This window comes from Methylobacterium frigidaeris, assembly GCF_022179185.1.
Lineage (GTDB): Bacteria > Pseudomonadota > Alphaproteobacteria > Rhizobiales > Beijerinckiaceae > Methylobacterium > Methylobacterium frigidaeris.
In genome coordinates this window covers 207,493-223,337 of sequence record NZ_BPQJ01000004.1, presented here as the reverse complement: position 1 = coordinate 223,337, position 15,845 = coordinate 207,493, and the positions used below count along the sequence as shown (strand labels likewise).

Below are 15,845 nucleotides of genomic sequence, written 5' to 3'. Positions count from 1 at the left end.
GGGACGGCCGCCCGCCTGAACGGCACAGGAGCGAACCAAACCTTCGTCCCGCAGTTGTGAGTGCATGTCCGTGCGCGCCGCCACCCTCACCCGCCCTCTCCCTCCGGCCGCCGGACTCGCCCTGGCGGGGGTTGCTCTCCTGGGCGCCGGCGCGGTCGAGAACGGGCGCCGCGCTCGCGCGGCCGAGCGGGCGACGCCGCCGGTCGGGCGCTTCGTCGAGGTCGGCGGCACCCGGCTGCACGTCCTGGAGCGCGGACATGGGCCGGCGCTCGTCCTGCTGCACGGCAACGGCAGCCTGATCCAGGACTGGCTGGTCAGCGGACTCGTCGATCGGGCGGCACGGACGCACCGGGTGATTGCGATCGACCGGCCCGGCTTCGGCTACAGCGAGCGTCCGCGCAGCCGGATCTGGACGCCGGTGATGCAGGCCGGGCTGATCCGCGGCGCCCTGCACAGCCTCGGCGTGGAGAAGGCGACGGTGCTCGGCCATTCCTGGGGAGCGCAGGTGGCAGTCGCGCTCGCCCTCCAGGATTCGGCCCGGGTGCGGGCCCTGATCCTCGAATCCGGCTATTACTTCCCCTCGCCCCGGATCGACAGCCTGCTCTTCGCTCCTCAAGGGCTACCGGGCCTCGGCGACCTCATCAGCCACACCGTCGCGCCGGTGGCGAGCCGCCTGCTCTGGCCGCGCATCTTGGGCCGCCTGTTCGGGCCGAGCCCGGTGCCGGAGCGCTTCGCCCGCGACTTCCCGGTCGAGATGGTGCTGCGCCCGTCGCAGCTGCGCAGCGCCGCCGCCGAATCGGCGCTGATGGTGCCGGACGCCTTCGCACTCCGGCCGCATTACGGCGAGCTTCGCATGCCCGTGACGATCCTGTCCGGCACGGGGGACCGCCTTCTCTCCCACGCCGACCAGGCGGTGGCGCTCCACCGCCAGATCCCCGGAAGCCGCCTCGTCGCGGTCGAGGGCGCCGGCCATATGCTGCACCAGATCGCCCCTGATCGGGTCCTCAATGCCATCACCAAGCTTGAGGACATCACTTGACCCGCCATGTGACGTGCCGGCAAGTCGCGGACGGCTCCGGTCTCGGCTAGGAGGAGAACCGATCTCCGCCGGCCCTTAAGCTGGCGGCTTCCTCCTGTGTGCGGACTCTTGCGGACGTGACGATCCTGAAACGCGCGCGGCGCCTCGCCGAGACGGGGCGCCAGTGGTTCGTGCCTCCCCCGGGCCCGGTGGCCTGGGGCCGGCTCTACAATTGCGGCGTCCTCGTCGCCCTCAACCCGGAGGCGGACGGCGATCGCGTCGGGCTCACCCTGGCGCAGGGCGGTGAGCGCGAGCGCGAGCTGCCGATCGAGCGCCGCTTCACCGAGAACGGCACCACCTACCTGCACGCCGCCCTCGATCCGGCACTTCTCGCCACCCCGGCGAGTGTGCGCCTGACGGTGACCGAGCCGGGCCGGGCCGACCAGCAGCGGATCGCGGTCGGCCCCGGGCGCCACACGCTCCACCTCGACGGCATCGTCGGCGGCGTGCTCGACGGCTGGGTCTCGTCCCTGTCGTCCGACCCGCTCCCGGCGGTGCACCTCGTGATCGACGGTCTGGAGGGCGAGCCGGTCCGGCCCGGGATCTACCGGCCGGAACTGCGCTTCGGCAGCCGCGAGGGCGGCTGGAACGGCTTCCGCTTCACCCTGCCCGCCTGGGCCCTCGACGGGCAGCCCCACACGATCGCCGTGCGGGCCGGCGACACCGTGGCGAGCTTGGACCCATACGCGCCTCGGCTGCGCTCGAGCCTCTACGTCGAGGCGCCGAGCCGCGTCACCGGCTGGGTGTTCGACGCCGCCGGGCCCGACCGGCCGAGCATCGTGCGGGCGGTGCGCAACGGCGAGGACGTGGCACGGGTCGAGACCCATGCGCGGGCCGACCTCCTGGAGCTGTTCGGCCGGCACTCGGCCGCCTTCGCCTTCCCGCCCGGCGCGCTGAAGCCCGGCACCGACCTCGCGGTCGGCCCCGTCGGCGCGGGCGAGGTCATCGGCCACCTGCGCGGCACGATCGAGCTGGCCCGGGCCGAGGCGCGGGCGCTGCTCCTGCCCAACGCGCCCGAAACGACCCTCAAGGAGCGACGGGCGCTGCGCGACCGTCTCGTGGCGGCGGTGCGGCCCGGCGGCGGCGCGCGCCTCGTCCTCGCCGAGCCGGCCGCCCCCGAGATGCTGCCGGAGAGCGGCCGCACGCCGCCCCCGGCCTGCGCGATCGTGCCGGTCTACAACGGGCTCGCCGACCTCAAAGCCTGCCTCGCCTCGCTCATGCCGCAGCTCGTCCCCGGGCGGATGCGCGCGCTGGTGATCGACGACGCCTCGCCCGACCCGGCCGTCACCCGCTATCTCGACGACCTCGCGGCCGAAGCGCATCCGGGCCTGACGGTTTTGCGCAACCGGGAGAATCTCGGCTTCATCGGCACGGTGAATGGCGGCCTCGCCCTCCTGGAGCCGGGCGAGGATTGCATCCTCGTCAATGCCGACACGGTGCTGGCGCCGCGGGCGCTGGAGAAGCTGGCCCGCACCTGCCACCGCGGCCCCGGCATCGCCAGCGCCACCCCGCTCTCGAACAACGCCACGATCCTGGGCTTTCCCGGCATGCCGGAGGCGCAGGGCCCGCTCCTCGGCCTCGGGCCGGCGGCGATCGATGCCGCGCTGGAGGCGGCATCGCCTCAGCCGGTGACGATCCCGACGGGGATCGGCTTCTGCCTCTACCTGAACCGGCAGGCCCTCGACGAGGTCGGAGGCCTGTCGCCCGAATGGGGCCGGGGCTATTGCGAGGAGGTCGACTGGTGCCTCACCGCCCGGGACCTCGGCTGGATCCACGTCGCCGCCACCGACACCTACGTCGAGCACGAGGGGTCGGTGTCGTTCGGCAAGGGTGAGCGGCTGGCGATCCTGGAGCGCAACCACGCCCGGCTCGTCGCCCTCTATCCGGAGTACCAGGACGAGATCGACGCCTTCCTCGCCGCCGACCCGCTCCGATCCCTGCGGCTCACCGTATTCGGGTCCCTGCTCGCCGGGAGCATCCGGCGCCTGACCCTGCATGTCGGCCACGGGCTCGGCGGCGGCGCGACGCGCTACGTCGACCAGATCCGCGGGCTCGCCCGGGCGAAGGACCACGAGATCGGTCACCTGGCCCCCGCCGGCCAGCGTCTCGCCCTCACCCTCGATGCCGCCCGCGCGGGAGTGACCCTGCGGCAGGACGACTTGTTCGGCCTGCTCGAGGCGCTGGAGGGCGCTGGCGTCGCCATCGACCTCCACCTCAATGCCCGCTTCGGCTACGCGTCGAGCTTCCTCGACCGGCTGCTCTCGGGCCGCTGGCCCTACGCGGTCACGCTGCACGACTTCCAGTGGTACTGCCCGAAGGTGCACCTTGTCGACGGGCGCAACTTCTACTGCGAGGAGCCGCCGGCCGACATCTGCCGCCACTGCACGGTGCGGGGCGTCCCTTACGACTACGCCGACCAGAACGCCCTGATGGGCGGCGGCCTCGACGGCTGGCTGGCGACGAACGAGCGCATCCTGCGCGGCGCGCGGCGCCTGGTGGCGCCCTCCCGCGACACCGCCGAGCGCTACGCCCGCCGCCTCGGCCTCACCGGCATCGCGGTGGTGCCGCATCCCGAGGCGGCCGCACCCGTGGCCGCGCGGCCATCTCGGGCGCGGACGGGCGCGGTGCGGGTCGCCCTCGTCGGCGGCATCGGCGCCCACAAGGGGTTCGAGGTGGTGGTGGCGCTCGCCGAGCGCGCGGCGCGGGAGCGGCGGCCGATCGCCTTCACGGTGATCGGCAGCGTCTCCGACCTGCACCGGGTGGAGGGCCTGCCCAACCTCACGGTGACGGGTGCCTACATTCCGGAGGACCTGCCGCGCCTTCTGGCCGAGGCCGATCCGGACTACGTGTTCCTGTCGAGCGTCTGGCCCGAGACCTATTCCTACGTCCTGTCGGAGGTGTGGGCCGCGGGCTACCCAGTCGTCGCCTTCGACATCGGCGCCCCGGCGGAGCGCATCCGGGCCGAGGGGGGCGGGATCCTGCTCCCCTTCACCCGCGACACCGCGCTGCTGCTCGACGCGCTGGTGGCCGCCCGGGGCCAGCTGGCGGAGGTGGCGATCCCAGCCCTGCCCGCGGCGGCGCCGAGCCTGGCGGCCTATGAGTCGGCGATCGAGGCGGGCGGCACGGCGGAGGGCTCGGGTCTCTGACCCGCCGCAGTGAGACAAGATCGACAGCGCCGAGAATGTGGGGCTTCGCCGCGTTCCCGGTGCTGCGGATCAGCCGGCCGAACCCCGCGACCTCGGTCGCTCAAGCACTCAAGCGGTTCATCGGATGGGACTCGGCGGCCACGAGCGTGCGAGCCATGGCGTCGTTCTCGGCGTCGAGGATCGCCTGGGCGATCCGGCTGACGAGATCGCAGCTCGCCGCGTCGAGCGCGGCGTCGTTCCCGGTTCGCGCGGCCGCGGCGAGCGCCGAGCCCTCCTGCATCACGATGGCGCGGGCGGTGCGGACCGCGTCCGCGACGGCTTCGTAGGGGCGAGGCATCGACAACTCCACGGATCGAGCAGCGCCGCAGGCACCGGCGGATGCCGCCGCCGGCCTGCCGCGGGGTCATCGAAACCGCGCAGGCCGGAAAACCGTTCCGGGGGTGCGGCGACCCGCGCCATCAAGCGCGGGCCGCGGACGCGACGGACGACTCGGTCACGGATGACCCATGGCCGCCAGGGTCATGCCGTCGCTGCCGATGTCGTCGGGGCCGGTCATGCCGAGCAGCTCGATCAGCCGGCCCCGCGCCCGGCTGACCCGGCTCTTGATCGTGCCGACGGCGACGCCGCAGATCTCGGCCGCCTCCTCGTAGGTGAAGTTCTGCGCCCCTACCAGCACCAGCGCCTCGCGCTGGTTCGCCGGCAGGGTGCTCAGAGCCGCCTGGAAGGCCGAGAGCTCGACCCGCGCCTCCTGGTCCGGCAGGGCCGTCAGGCGTCCCGCCATCACCCCGTCGGCATCCTCGACCTCGCGCCGGCGCTTGCGCTGCTCGGAGTAGAACAGGTTCCGCAGGATGGTGAACAGCCAGGCATAGAGGTTGGTGCCGGGGGTGAAGCTGTCGGCCTTGGTCCAGGCCCGAACCAGGGTCTCCTGCACGAGGTCGTCGCTGCGGTCGAGGTCGCGGGTCAGCGAGAACGCGAAGGCGCGTAACGCCGGGATCGCCCCGAGCAGCAGCGCTCGCATCTCGGGATCGACGGACGTCATCGTGGACATCTTGGCGGAGTTCATCGCGCGTCCTCCTGCCCGGACTCGTCGGCCGCAGGCTCGGCTGCAGGCGAGACCGGCAGCGCGGCCGCCGGCGGGGTGCCGGCCAAGGTGCCAGCATCGAGCCCGGCGATGAGCGCCGCGAAGCGGTCCGGCACGGGAGCGTTCAGGAGGTCGGCGTAGTGGGCGCGCAGGGCACGGCCGAGCCGGCGCCGAGTGACGGCGTCGAGCTCCGCCGGCCCCTTGCCTTGCCCCTTGCCTTGCCCCCTGCCCTGCCCTTGACCCGGCCGCCCCCGGGATCGCGGCTCCGGCCCGGCCGGAGCGTCGGTGTCGGTCTCGTCGTCGCGCATCGCCGCCTGAGCCTCGCGGCTGCCGGGGCCGGGTCGCGGGCGAGGCGGGATGCCTGCCGGAACCACGGCGCGCCGATCGTGAGCCGCCACATGCTTCGTTCGGCGCCGCAATAAAGCCGTGGATTTTAATGCGATCTGAAAACGATATTCAGCGAACCTTAATCCAAGCTTGGCGGTATAGCGCCAGCTTGTCTGTCGGATCACAAGAAATTCAAGTCCGGGGCATGACAACGATACGGCTGGGATCTGCGACCGGAGGGAGCGCCCTTGCGCAGGTCCGCGCCTCTCAGAATGCGGCATTCCGGGCGGACCGACCCGCTGGCGCGGAAGCAAGCCCGAACAGGTCACCGCGGGCTCAGGCGCGCATCGCCGCGCAAGTGTGACCTGGCCGCGCTTGTCCAGCGGCCCGGGGCACCTACCCTAGGGGCTTGCCGATTCTCCAGCGGGGATGACACCTTGAACCCGAAGTCGCTTCGTGCGCCCGCCGCCACTGCGGCCTTCCTGACGCTTCTGGCCCTGACCCCCTTGGCGGTGACGCCGGCCCTCGCCCAGCGGGACGATCAGGGCCTGCAGATGAACTGTGCCGGCGACTACTTCAAGCTCTGCGCCGGAGCCGACCCGGACAGCCCGGAGGTGGAGCGCTGCTTCGCGCGCAACCGGGCCAAGCTCTCGCCCCAGTGCCGGGCGGCGATCACCGCCTACGACCGCAAGACCGGCGGGACCAAGGGTCCCGACGAGCAGTAAGTGCGACGGGGGACGCGAGGTCCCCCCGCCTCCCGGCGGAGTCCGCGTGGGCAGACCGACGCTCCGTCCGCTTCGTTCATCGTCGTGTCGCAGGTTCTTGTCGCAGAACCGGCCACCGCTTTCGCGAAACCTGCTCAGAACCCCCGATCGAGCCGCAGGATGCGGCAGGGATCGCCGGCCCGGGCCGCCGGCGCGTGCGGCGCGCGGATCAGCAGCGCCTCGGAGCGGGCAAGCACCGAGAGCATCGAGGAATCCTGGCGCGCGGCCGGGTGGACCACCGGCAGCCGGTCCGGCGCGGTGTCGAGGGCGGCCCGCATGTAGTCCTGGCGGCCGTCATTGGCCGGCAGATCGCGCCCGAGGAGGGCCGGCTCGCTGTGGTCGGCCCCGGCCTCCGGATCGCCCAGCAGCGCCCGGATCAGCGGGTGGACGAAGAGCAGCCCGCACACCACCGACGAGACCGGGTTGCCGGGCAGCCCCAGAACCGCCATCGCGCCGAGGCGGCCGTGCATCAGCGGCTTGCCGGGCCTGAGCGCCACGCGCCAGAAGCCGAGATCGAGCCCCTGCCGGGTGAGCGCCGACTGGACGAGGTCGTGGTCGCCGACCGAGGCGCCGCCGAGCGTGACGAGAAGGTCGGCCTTCGCGTCGCGGGCGTGGGTGATCGCACCTTCCAGATCGGCGAAGGTGTCGCCGGCGATGCCGAGGTCGATCGCCTCCGCCCCGGCCGCCTCCGCCATGGCGGCCAGCGCCAGACCGTTCGAGGCGACGATCTGGTCCCATTCCGCCGGCTCGCCCGGCCGCACCAGCTCGTCGCCAGTAGCGAGCACCGCGACGCGGGGCCGGCGCCGGACGCTCAAGGTCGGATGCCCGCCCGCGGCGGCGAGCGCGACGCGCCAGCCGTCGAGGCGTTCGCCGGCGCCGAGCAGCCGGTCGCCTTCGCGAAAATCGAGTCCGCTGCCGCGGATGTGACGCCCCGCCGGGTTGCCGGCGCGGGCGAGCACCGTGTCGCCCTCCGCTTCGGTGTCCTCCTGGATCACCACCGTGTCGGCGCCGTCCGGCAGCGGCGCGCCGGTGAAGATGCGGATCGCCTCACCCGGGCCCACTGGCCCGCGGGCGCCGTGGCCGGCAGCGCTGGTGGCGGTGACCGCGAGGCGCACCGGCGCCTCGGGTGAGGCCCCGGCGACGTCGGCGGCGCGCACGGCGTAGCCGTCCATGGCCGAGGTCGCGAAGGGCGGCTGGGTGCGCAACGCCCGCACATCCTCGGCCAGGGTGCGGCCGGCGGCAGCGGTGATCGCGACGGATTCGGCCTCGACCGGGTGAACACCGGCGAGGATGCGCGCCAGCGCCTCGGCGACGGGAAGGAGCGGGCTCACGCGCCGGCCTCCCAGACCCCCGAGCGGCCGCCGCTCTTGTGAAGCAGCCGCACGCCCTCGACCCGCATGCCCCGGTCGGCCGCCTTGACCATGTCGTAGACGGTGAGGCAGGCGACCGAGACGGCGGTCAGCGCCTCCATCTCGACCCCGGTCGGGCCCTGCACCCGCACTTCCGCGGTGACGCGGATGCCCGGCAGCGCCTCGTCCAGCTCGCACTCGACCCTCACCTTCGTGAGAAGCAGCGGGTGGCAGAGCGGGATCAGCTCGTGGGTGCGCTTGGCCGCCATGATGCCGGCGAGCCGCGCGGTGCCGAGCACGTCGCCCTTCTTGGCGTCGCCCTCCCGGATCAGCCGCAGGGTCTCAGGGTTCATCGCCACCAGGCCCTCGGCGCGGGCGGCGCGATCGGTCGCGGCCTTGTCGGTGACGTCGACCATGTTGGCGGCGCCGGCGGCGTCGAGATGGGTCAGGGTCGGCATGGCCTGGCTCCAGGTGCACGGGGTCCGCGCTGAACGTGTCCGCGCTTAGCACGCCGGCCGCCGGCCCCGCCACGGCCTCGCCGAGCATCCCGCGTCGTCAGGGAGTCAGGGCCGCGCTCTCGGCCTCGTCGAACACCCGGGAGCGCAGGAGGAAGCGTTGCCCGGAACCGTTCTCCAGCGAGAACATGCCGCCGCGGCCCGGCACCACGTCGATGATGAGCTGAGTGTGCTTCCAGACCGCATATTGCGGCCCGCTGATGTAGAAATCGGCCCCGCCGATCGCGCCCAGATGCACGTCGCCGTCGCCGATCATGAAATCGCCGACGGCAAAGCACATTGGCGCCGAGCCGTCGCAGCAGCCGCCGGATTGGTGGAACAGGATCGCGCCGTGCTCAAGGCGGAGCGCCGCGATCAGGTCGAGGGCCGCCGGGGTGGCGACGACGCGGGGTGGGGACATGGTCATGCGGAGCGTCCTCGTCGAGGCGGCGGGGCGAGCGCCCCGCCGCCTCCCGAACCTCAGAAGAACCCGAGCTTCTTCGGCGAGTAGCTGACCAGCAGGTTCTTGGTCTGCTGGTAGTGGTCGAGCATCATCTTGTGCGTCTCGCGGCCGATGCCGGATTGCTTGTAGCCGCCGAAGGCCGCATGCGCCGGGTAGGCGTGGTAGCAGTTGGTCCAGACGCGGCCGGCCTGGATCGCCCGGCCGAAGCGGTAGGCGCGGGTGCCGTCGCGGGTCCACACCCCGGCGCCGAGGCCGTAGAGGGTGTCGTTGGCGATGGCCAGCGCCTCGGCGTCGTCCTTGAAGGTCGTGACCGACAGGACGGGCCCGAAAATCTCCTCCTGGAAGATCCGCATCCGGTTGTGACCGCGGAACACCGTCGGCTTCATGTAGTAGCCGCCGGCGAACTCGCCGTCCTTCACGTTGCGCTCGCCGCCCGTGAGGCATTCGGCGCCCTCCTGCTTGCCGATATCGACGTAGCTCAGGATCTTCTCCAGCTGCTCGGAGGAGGCCTGGGCGCCGATCATCGTCGCGGGGTCGAGCGGCGAGCCCTGGGTGATCGCCTCGACCCGCTTGATCGCCCGCTCCATGAAGCGGTCGTAGATCGATTCGTGGACCAGCGCCCGGCTCGGGCAGGTGCAGACCTCGCCCTGGTTGAGGGCGAACATCGTGAAGCCCTCGAGCGCCTTGTCGAGGAAGTCGTCGTCCTCGGCAGCCACGTCCGAGAAGAAGATGTTTGGCGACTTGCCGCCGAGCTCCAGCGTCACCGGAATCAGGTTCTGCGAGGCGTATTGCATGATGAGGCGGCCGGTCGTCGTCTCGCCCGTGAAGGCGATCTTGGCGATGCGGGCCGAGGAGGCGAGCGGCTTGCCGGCCTCCAGCCCGAAGCCGTTGACGATGTTGAGGACGCCCGGCGGCAGGAGGTCGCCGATCAGCTCGGCGAGCAGCAGCACCGAGGCCGGGGTCTGCTCGGCGGGCTTGAGCACCACGCAATTGCCGGCGGCGAGGGCCGGAGCGAGCTTCCAGACCGCCATCAGGATCGGGAAGTTCCACGGGATGATCTGACCAACGACGCCGAGGGGCTCGTGGAAGTGGTACGCCACGGTGTCGTGGTCGATCTCGGAGAGGGAGCCCTCCTGCGCCCGGACGCAGCCGGCGAAATAGCGGAAGTGGTCGATGGCGAGCGGGATGTCGGCGTGGGTGGTCTCGCGGATCGGCTTGCCGTTGTCCCAGGTCTCGGCCCGGGCGATCAGGTCGAGGTTGTCCTCCATTCGGTCGGCGATCTTGAGGAGGATGCGGGCGCGCTCGGCAGGCGCCGTGCGGCCCCAGGCCTCCTTGGCGGCGTGGGCGGCATCGAGCGCCCGCTCGATGTCCTGCGCGTCCGAGCGGGCCACCTCGCAGATCACGCCGCCGGTGATCGGCGAGGTGTTCTCGAAGTAGCGGCCCGCCACCGGGGCGACCCACTGGCCGCCGATGAAGTTGTCGTAGCGCGCCGAGAACGGCGAGGTCGTCCTGGCATCGGCGAAGAGTTCCGGCTTGTTCATCTGTTCCTCCCTTTCGCCCCGTGACGGGGCGTGGCGGGAGATCACCCGGCAGCGGGCGTGCCAGCCGAACCCCGACCGCCGGCCCGAGTCGTCCATCCATCGGCAAGGCGTTGGTCGGATTGATCTTTCTCGCTCGCCCGGCGCGCCCTTCGACCAAAATCCGGACCCGCCCGGTCGCCGCGGCGCTGGACCGGGCGCGCGACAGCTGCGACACCTGTCGCAAACAGCGACAGGCCGCCGACGCGGCGACGACACGGGAGGTGAGCCGCGCATGCAGAACCGCGTGACCACGCCCCGCACCCTGCTGGCCGCCCGGCGGCAGGCCTTCGGGCCGGGGATGGCGGAGCCGCCGCCGCCGATCCTGCGCTCCTGGGAGCGCTGCGCCGCCCTCGGGCTCGATTTCGGGCAGCGGCCCCGGGTCGAGCCGCTGAGTACCGCCGAGATGCGCGCCGCCTTCGACCGCAGTGAGGCCCTGCGCCGGACCTGCCGGCCCGAGATCGAGGCGCTGCACGCCGACGCGCAGGCGACCGGCAGCCTGGTGATCCTCACCGACGCCGACGGGCTGATCCTCGACACCCTCGGCAGCGATTCCTTCGCCGGCCGCGCCGCACAGGTGGCGCTCCGCCCCGGGGTACCCTGGAGCGAGAGCCTCACCGGTACCAACGCCATCGGCACCGCCCTCGTCGAGCGCCGCCCGGTCGAGGTGCGGGGGGCGGAGCACTATTTCGAGCCGCACCGCATCCTGAGCTGCGCCGCCATGCCGATCCTCGGCCCGGACGGCACGGTGCTGGGCGTCCTCGACCTGACCGGCCCGGCGGCGATCCACCAGGGCCACGCCCTCGGGCTGGTCGGTCTCGCGGTCGCCGCCATCGAGCACCGCCTGCTCGCGGCGGTGCCGCCGGGCTGCGAGGTGCTGCGGCTGCACCGCGACGCAGGGCTCCTCGGCACCCCCCGCGAGGGAGTCCTGGTCTTCGAGGGGCGCCGCCTCGTCGGCGCCAACCGGCACGGGCTGACGCTGCTCGGCCTCGGCTGGGGCGATCTCGGGGCCGAGCATGCCGGCGACCATGGCGGCGGCTCCGCGCCCGGCCCCCTGGCCCTGCGGGACGCGGGCGGGGCACCGCTCTATGGCCGCCTCCAGGGGGCGCCGCCCTCGAGCCGGCGCCGGCCGGCAGCCGAGCCGGCGCGGCAGAATCCCGAGGCACGGAACCCCGCGGCGCCGATCCTCGACCCCGCGACCGAGAAGCTCCTCGCCCGCGCCGTGCGCCTGATCGATGCCGGCATCCCGGTGGTGGTCGAGGGCGAGACCGGCACCGGCAAGGAGGTGTTCGCCCGTGCCGCCCACGCGGCCTGCGCGCGGTCGCAAAAACCCTTCGTGGCGGTGAACTGCGCGGCGCTCCCTGAGACGCTGATCGAGGCCGAACTGTTCGGCTACGAGCCCGGCGCCTTCACGGGGGCGGCGCGCCACGGCGCCAAGGGCCTGCTGCGCCAGGCCGAGGGCGGCCTGCTCTTCCTCGACGAGATCGGCGACATGCCGCTCGCCCTGCAATCGCGCCTGCTGCGGGCCCTGCAGGAGCGCGAGGTGCTGCCGGTCGGCGGCACCTGCCCGGTCCCGGTCGATTTCGCGCTGATCTGCGCCACCCACCGCGACCTGTCCGGCATGGTCGAGGACGGCGCCTTCCGGGCCGACCTCTACTACCGCATCGCTCCCTACCGGGTGCGCCTGCCGGCCTTGCGCGAGCGGCCGGACCGCCTCGCCCTGGTGCGGGCGCTGTGGGCCCGGTCCGACGGCCCGTCCCGCCGGGTCGCCCTGTCGCCCTCCTGCGAGGCGGCCCTGGCCGAGGCGGATTGGCCCGGCAACCTGCGCCAGCTCGCCGCCTGCCTGAAGGCCCTGGCCGTGCTCGCCGAGACCGGGGAGGTGCTGGGTCCGGAGGACCTGCCCGAAGGGGTGGCCGGACGCCGAACCACCCCCCGCCCCGATCCGAGCCCCCATCGGCCACCGGCACCCGGCCGCCTCGATACCCTGGCCCACGCGGCGATGCGCGCGGCCCTGGCAGAGCATGGCGGCAATGTCAGCCGCGCGGCGCGCAGCCTCGGGATCAGCCGCAGCACGCTCTACCGGCGATGCTTGACGGAGCCGGCGGGGACGCCGGGTTGACCCGCGGCCTCACCGCCGGCCCCCAGATTTCCCTCCGCTGACGCTTGGCTTGTCCGCGACAGGGCGAGGCTCGCGAGGAACGCTCCGCCCCGGCGACCGAGCGCTCAATGCGCCTCCTGCCAGTTCGTCGCCGCCTTGGCCTCGACGGCGAGCGGAACCCGGAGCTGCACCGCCGGATGGGGCGCCTCCTCCATCACCCGGGCGATGATCGGCAGCGCCCGCTCGACCTCGTCGTCGGGCGCCTCGAACACCAGCTCGTCGTGGACCTGGAGCAGCATCCGGGTCGAGAGGCCGGCCTCGGACAGCGCACCCTCCATCCGGGCCATCGCCCGGCGGATGATGTCGGCCGCGGTACCCTGGATCGGCGCGTTGATCGCCTGGCGCTCGACCGAGGCGCGCTCCTGCGGGTTGTTGGAGCGGATCTGCGGGTAGTGGCAGACCCGGCCGAACAGCGTCGTGACGTAGCCCTTGTCGCGGCAGATCTTCTTGGTGTCGTCGATATAGGCGCGGATGCCGGGGAAGCGCTCGAAATACTGCTTGATGAAGGCCGAGGCCTCGCCCTGCGGGATGCCGAGCCGGTCGGCGAGGCCGAAGGCCGAGATGCCGTAGATGATGCCGAAATTGATGGTCTTGGCCCGGCGCCGCAGGTCCGGATTCATCTGGTCGAGGGGCACGCCGAACATCGCCGAGGCGGTGGCGGCATGAATGTCGATGCCGTCCTCGAAGGCCTGGCGCAGCTGCGGGATGTCGGCGATGTGGGCGAGCAGGCGCAGCTCGATCTGGCTGTAATCGGCCGAGATCAGCTTGTGCCCGGCATCGGCCACGAAAGCCTGGCGGATGCGCCGGCCTTCTTCCGTGCGGACCGGGATGTTCTGCAGGTTCGGGTCCGACGACGACAGCCGCCCGGTCGTGGTGGCGGCGAGCGCGAACGAGGTGTGGACCCGGTCGGTGCCGCGGTCGGCATGCTCCTGCAGGCTGTCGGTGTAGGTCGATTTCAGCTTCGAGAGCTGGCGCCATTCGAGGATCCGCCGCGGCAGGTCGTGGCCCTGGCCGGCCAATTCCTCCAGCAGGGTCGCGGGCGTCGCCCACTGGCCGGACGGGGTCTTCTTGGCGCCGGGCAGGCCCATCTTGCCGAACAGGATGTCGCCGATCTGCTTCGGCGACGAGACGGAGAATTTTTCCCCCGCCATCTCCTGAATCTCGTCCTCGAGCCGTGCCAGCGACTGGGCGAAGTCGCCCGAGAGCCGGCTCAGCATGCCGCGATCGACCTTGATGCCCTCGCGCTCCATCCGCGCCAGCACCGGCACCAGCGGCCGCTCCAGGGTCTCGTAGACGGTGGCGCGGCGCTCGGCGGCGAGCCGCGGCTTCATCAGCCGCCACAGGCGCAGGGTCACGTCCGCGTCCTCGGCGGCGTAGGCCGTCGCCTTGTCGAGGGCGACGCGGTCGAAGGTGACCTTCTGGCGTCCGGTCCCGGCGACGTCCGCGAAGGTAATCGGCTGGTGGCCGAGATGGCGGCGGGCGAGCTCGTCCATGCCGTGCGAGCCCTTGCCGGCATCGAGCACGTAGGAGATCAGCATCGTGTCGTCGAAGGGCCGGACCTCGATGCCGTGGCGGGCCAGCACCAGCCAGTCGTACTTGATGTTCTGGCCGACCTTCAGCACCGCCGGGTTCTCGAGCAGCGGCTTCAGGCGCTCCTTCACGGCCTCCCAGGAGAGCTGCCCCGGCAGCAGGCCGCCGCCGAACAGGTCCTCGCCGCCGCGATGGCTGAGCGGGATGTAGGCGGCGCGGCCCGGCGCGGTGGCGAGCGACACGCCGACGAGGTCCGCCTTGTTGGCGTCCAGCGCCGTGGTCTCGGTATCGACCGCCACGACGCCGGCCTCCACCGCCTCGGCGACCCAGGCCTCCAGGCTCTCGACCGTGGTGATGGTCTCGTAGGACGCGGTGTCGAAGGGCTTCACCGCCTCGGCGGCCCGGGCCGCCACGAGGGTCGTCGGCGTCGCCTCGGCCGGAGCCCTGGGCTTGGGCGGCGCGTCCGGCAGATCGAGATCGGCGAAGGGGTCGATCTCGGGCTTCGTCTCAGCCGGTGCGGCATCGGGCGCGTCGCCGAAGAACGGCGTCACGTCGCTGCCGCCCTTCGTGTTCGAGAAGCCGGTATCGGCGCCCTCGGGCAGCAGGGCCGGGTCGGGGCGCACCGCCTCGGGATCGACGTGCAGCATCTGGGCGATGCGGCGCGTCAGGGTGTTGAACTCCATCGCCTTGAGGAAGCCGACCAGGCGCTCGGGGTCGGGCTTCGGAAGCCTAAGGTCGTCGAGGGGCACCGGCACCGGCACCTGCTCGTCGAGGGCGACGAGGCGGCGTGACAGCCGGGCCTGGTCGATGCTGGCGAGCAGGGTCTCGCGGCGCTTGGGCTGCTTGATCGTGGCGGCCTTCTCCAGCAGCGCCTCCAGGCTGCCGAATTCCTTGATCAGCGCCGCGGCGGTCTTGAGCCCGATGCCCGGCACGCCCGGCACGTTGTCGGAGGTGTCGCCGATCAGCGCGAGCGCGTCGCCGATCTGCTCCGGCGCCAGCCCCTCCCAGCGCTCGACGATCGCCGCCCGGTCGAGGTTGCGCTCGGGCCGGTAGCCCGGCTTGCCCTTCTGGCCCGATTCGAAATCGTAGAACCGCACGAGGTCGCCGACGAGCTGCATCAGGTCCTTGTCGGACGAGACGATGATGACGCCCGCCCCCCGGCCTTCCGCCTGGCGGGCATAGGTCGCGATCAGGTCGTCGGCCTCGTAGCGCTGCAGCTCGATCGGGTGCAGGCCGAAGGCCCGCACCGCGTCGCGCATCAGGGGCATCTGGCGCTTGAGGTCGTCGGGGGCGTCGGGCCGGTGGCCCTTGTAGTCCGGGAAGATCTCCTTCCGGAACGAGCCCTCGGACTTGTCGAACACGATGCCGAGATGGGTCGGCATGACGCCGGCGGCGCCCTCCTGCACGAACTGGGCGAGCTTGGCGCAGAACAGCCGCACTGCCCCGGTCGGCAGCCCGTCGGAAGGGCGGAAATTGTAGCGCTCGGGCTGGTTGATCGACTGGAAGTAGGCCCGGAAGATGAAGGACGAGCCGTCGACCAGGAGCACCTGATCGCCGGGGCCGACGGGCTTCGTCTCGGGGGCGGTCTCGGTGCTCATGCGGGCTGACGTCTGTTCCTGCAGTGGTGAGACCCGTCTTAGTGCGTCGCCGGGGCGAGGCAAACCGCGGCGCGGGCGCGCTCCCCGGGGAATGGGGGCGATCAGGTGAGCCCCTCGAACGGATGCACGGATGTGAGTGTGCCTCCGGCACACCAGGCGCCCGCGAAAGCGCCGCCGGACCAGCCCGGAAGCTTGACTTGGTGCGGGCGGAGGCTTGGTGTCAGGCTTGAGAGAGCAACCGTCATTCGCCCGGGAACCAGGACGCCGCCTTCGGGCGGGC

At 72.4% G+C, this 15,845-nt stretch carries 12 protein-coding genes; 4 read left to right on the top strand and 8 right to left on the bottom strand.

Going from position 1 to position 15,845, the window contains the following annotated elements:
- The first annotated feature begins 70 nt into the window (after window positions 1–70).
- Both MFF64_RS06185 and MFF64_RS06180 read left to right on the top strand, forming a co-directional pair.
- Window positions 71–1,039, top strand: a complete 969-nt coding sequence (locus tag MFF64_RS06185) for an alpha/beta fold hydrolase (protein WP_238190073.1) — start codon at window positions 71–73, stop codon at window positions 1,037–1,039.
- A 116-nt stretch (window positions 1,040–1,155) separates the two neighbouring features.
- The gene (locus MFF64_RS06180; RefSeq protein WP_099906999.1) at window positions 1,156–4,224 is read left to right on the top strand and encodes a glycosyltransferase; all 3,069 of its coding nucleotides are present in this window, start codon (window positions 1,156–1,158) and stop codon (window positions 4,222–4,224) included.
- A gap of 100 nt (window positions 4,225–4,324) precedes the next feature.
- Here MFF64_RS06180 and MFF64_RS06175 read toward each other — a convergent pair whose 3' ends face one another.
- The 3 genes from MFF64_RS06175 to MFF64_RS06165 form a co-directional block, all read right to left on the bottom strand.
- Window positions 4,325–4,561 (bottom strand): hypothetical protein, encoded by a 237-nt coding sequence (locus MFF64_RS06175; RefSeq protein WP_133123682.1) that lies wholly within the window; start codon window positions 4,559–4,561, stop codon window positions 4,325–4,327.
- Between the two features lie 156 nt (window positions 4,562–4,717).
- Window positions 4,718–5,263 carry a sigma-70 family RNA polymerase sigma factor gene (locus tag MFF64_RS06170; RefSeq protein ID WP_099907009.1) on the bottom strand — a complete coding sequence of 182 codons (546 nt, stop codon included), beginning with the start codon at window positions 5,261–5,263 and terminating at the stop codon, window positions 4,718–4,720.
- Window positions 5,264–5,283: 20 nt separating this feature from the next.
- Entirely contained in the window at window positions 5,284–5,613 is a 330-nt protein-coding gene (locus tag MFF64_RS06165) for a NepR family anti-sigma factor (protein WP_099906995.1), read from the bottom strand.
- Between the two features lie 456 nt (window positions 5,614–6,069).
- On the opposite strand from MFF64_RS06165, the gene MFF64_RS06160 reads away from it, so the two are divergent.
- Window positions 6,070–6,357 (top strand): hypothetical protein, encoded by a 288-nt coding sequence (locus MFF64_RS06160; protein ID WP_099906993.1) that lies wholly within the window; start codon window positions 6,070–6,072, stop codon window positions 6,355–6,357.
- 134 nt (window positions 6,358–6,491) lie between these two features.
- Here MFF64_RS06160 and MFF64_RS06155 read toward each other — a convergent pair whose 3' ends face one another.
- The 4 genes from MFF64_RS06155 to adh all read right to left on the bottom strand — a co-directional run bounded on the left by MFF64_RS06155 (window position 6,492) and on the right by adh (window position 10,243).
- Window positions 6,492–7,727: a molybdopterin molybdotransferase MoeA gene (locus MFF64_RS06155; RefSeq protein WP_238190071.1), complete on the bottom strand. Its 1,236-nt coding sequence runs from the start codon at window positions 7,725–7,727 to the stop codon at window positions 6,492–6,494.
- Window positions 7,724–8,203, bottom strand: a complete 480-nt coding sequence (gene moaC / locus MFF64_RS06150) for a cyclic pyranopterin monophosphate synthase MoaC (RefSeq protein ID WP_099908067.1) — start codon at window positions 8,201–8,203, stop codon at window positions 7,724–7,726. Before moaC ends, MFF64_RS06155 begins: the two co-directional genes overlap by 4 nt.
- Window positions 8,204–8,300: 97 nt before the next feature.
- Window positions 8,301–8,666: a DUF779 domain-containing protein gene (locus tag MFF64_RS06145; RefSeq protein ID WP_099908065.1), complete on the bottom strand. Its 366-nt coding sequence runs from the start codon at window positions 8,664–8,666 to the stop codon at window positions 8,301–8,303.
- 53 nt (window positions 8,667–8,719) lie between these two features.
- A complete protein-coding gene (adh, locus tag MFF64_RS06140) occupies window positions 8,720–10,243 on the bottom strand; it encodes an aldehyde dehydrogenase (RefSeq protein ID WP_099908064.1) in 1,524 nt (507 codons plus the stop codon).
- A 271-nt stretch (window positions 10,244–10,514) separates the two neighbouring features.
- Between adh and MFF64_RS06135 the strand changes: the two genes are divergently transcribed.
- Window positions 10,515–12,398, top strand: coding sequence for a sigma-54-dependent Fis family transcriptional regulator (locus MFF64_RS06135; RefSeq protein ID WP_099908062.1), 1,884 nt, complete (start codon window positions 10,515–10,517; stop codon window positions 12,396–12,398).
- Between the two features lie 104 nt (window positions 12,399–12,502).
- On the opposite strand, the gene polA is transcribed toward MFF64_RS06135, so the two are convergent.
- Window positions 12,503–15,565 (bottom strand): DNA polymerase I, encoded by a 3,063-nt coding sequence (gene polA / locus MFF64_RS06130; RefSeq protein ID WP_099908060.1) that lies wholly within the window; start codon window positions 15,563–15,565, stop codon window positions 12,503–12,505.
- Window positions 15,566–15,845: the final 280 nt, after the last annotated feature.

Excerpts from the sequence above, each read along its gene's own strand:
- MFF64_RS06175 (WP_133123682.1), bottom strand. The coding sequence starts at position 4,561 with ATGCCTCGCCCCTACGAAGCCGTCGCGGACGCGGTCCGCACCGCCCGC.
- MFF64_RS06170 (WP_099907009.1), bottom strand. The coding sequence starts at position 5,263 with ATGACGTCCGTCGATCCCGAGATGCGAGCGCTGCTGCTCGGGGCGATC.
- MFF64_RS06165 (WP_099906995.1), bottom strand. The coding sequence starts at position 5,613 with ATGCGCGACGACGAGACCGACACCGACGCTCCGGCCGGGCCGGAGCCG.
- moaC (WP_099908067.1), bottom strand. The coding sequence starts at position 8,203 with ATGCCGACCCTGACCCATCTCGACGCCGCCGGCGCCGCCAACATGGTC.
- MFF64_RS06145 (WP_099908065.1), bottom strand. The coding sequence starts at position 8,666 with ATGACCATGTCCCCACCCCGCGTCGTCGCCACCCCGGCGGCCCTCGAC.
- adh (WP_099908064.1), bottom strand. The coding sequence starts at position 10,243 with ATGAACAAGCCGGAACTCTTCGCCGATGCCAGGACGACCTCGCCGTTC.
- MFF64_RS06135 (WP_099908062.1), top strand. The coding sequence starts at position 10,515 with ATGCAGAACCGCGTGACCACGCCCCGCACCCTGCTGGCCGCCCGGCGG.
- polA (WP_099908060.1), bottom strand. The coding sequence starts at position 15,565 with ATGAGCACCGAGACCGCCCCCGAGACGAAGCCCGTCGGCCCCGGCGAT.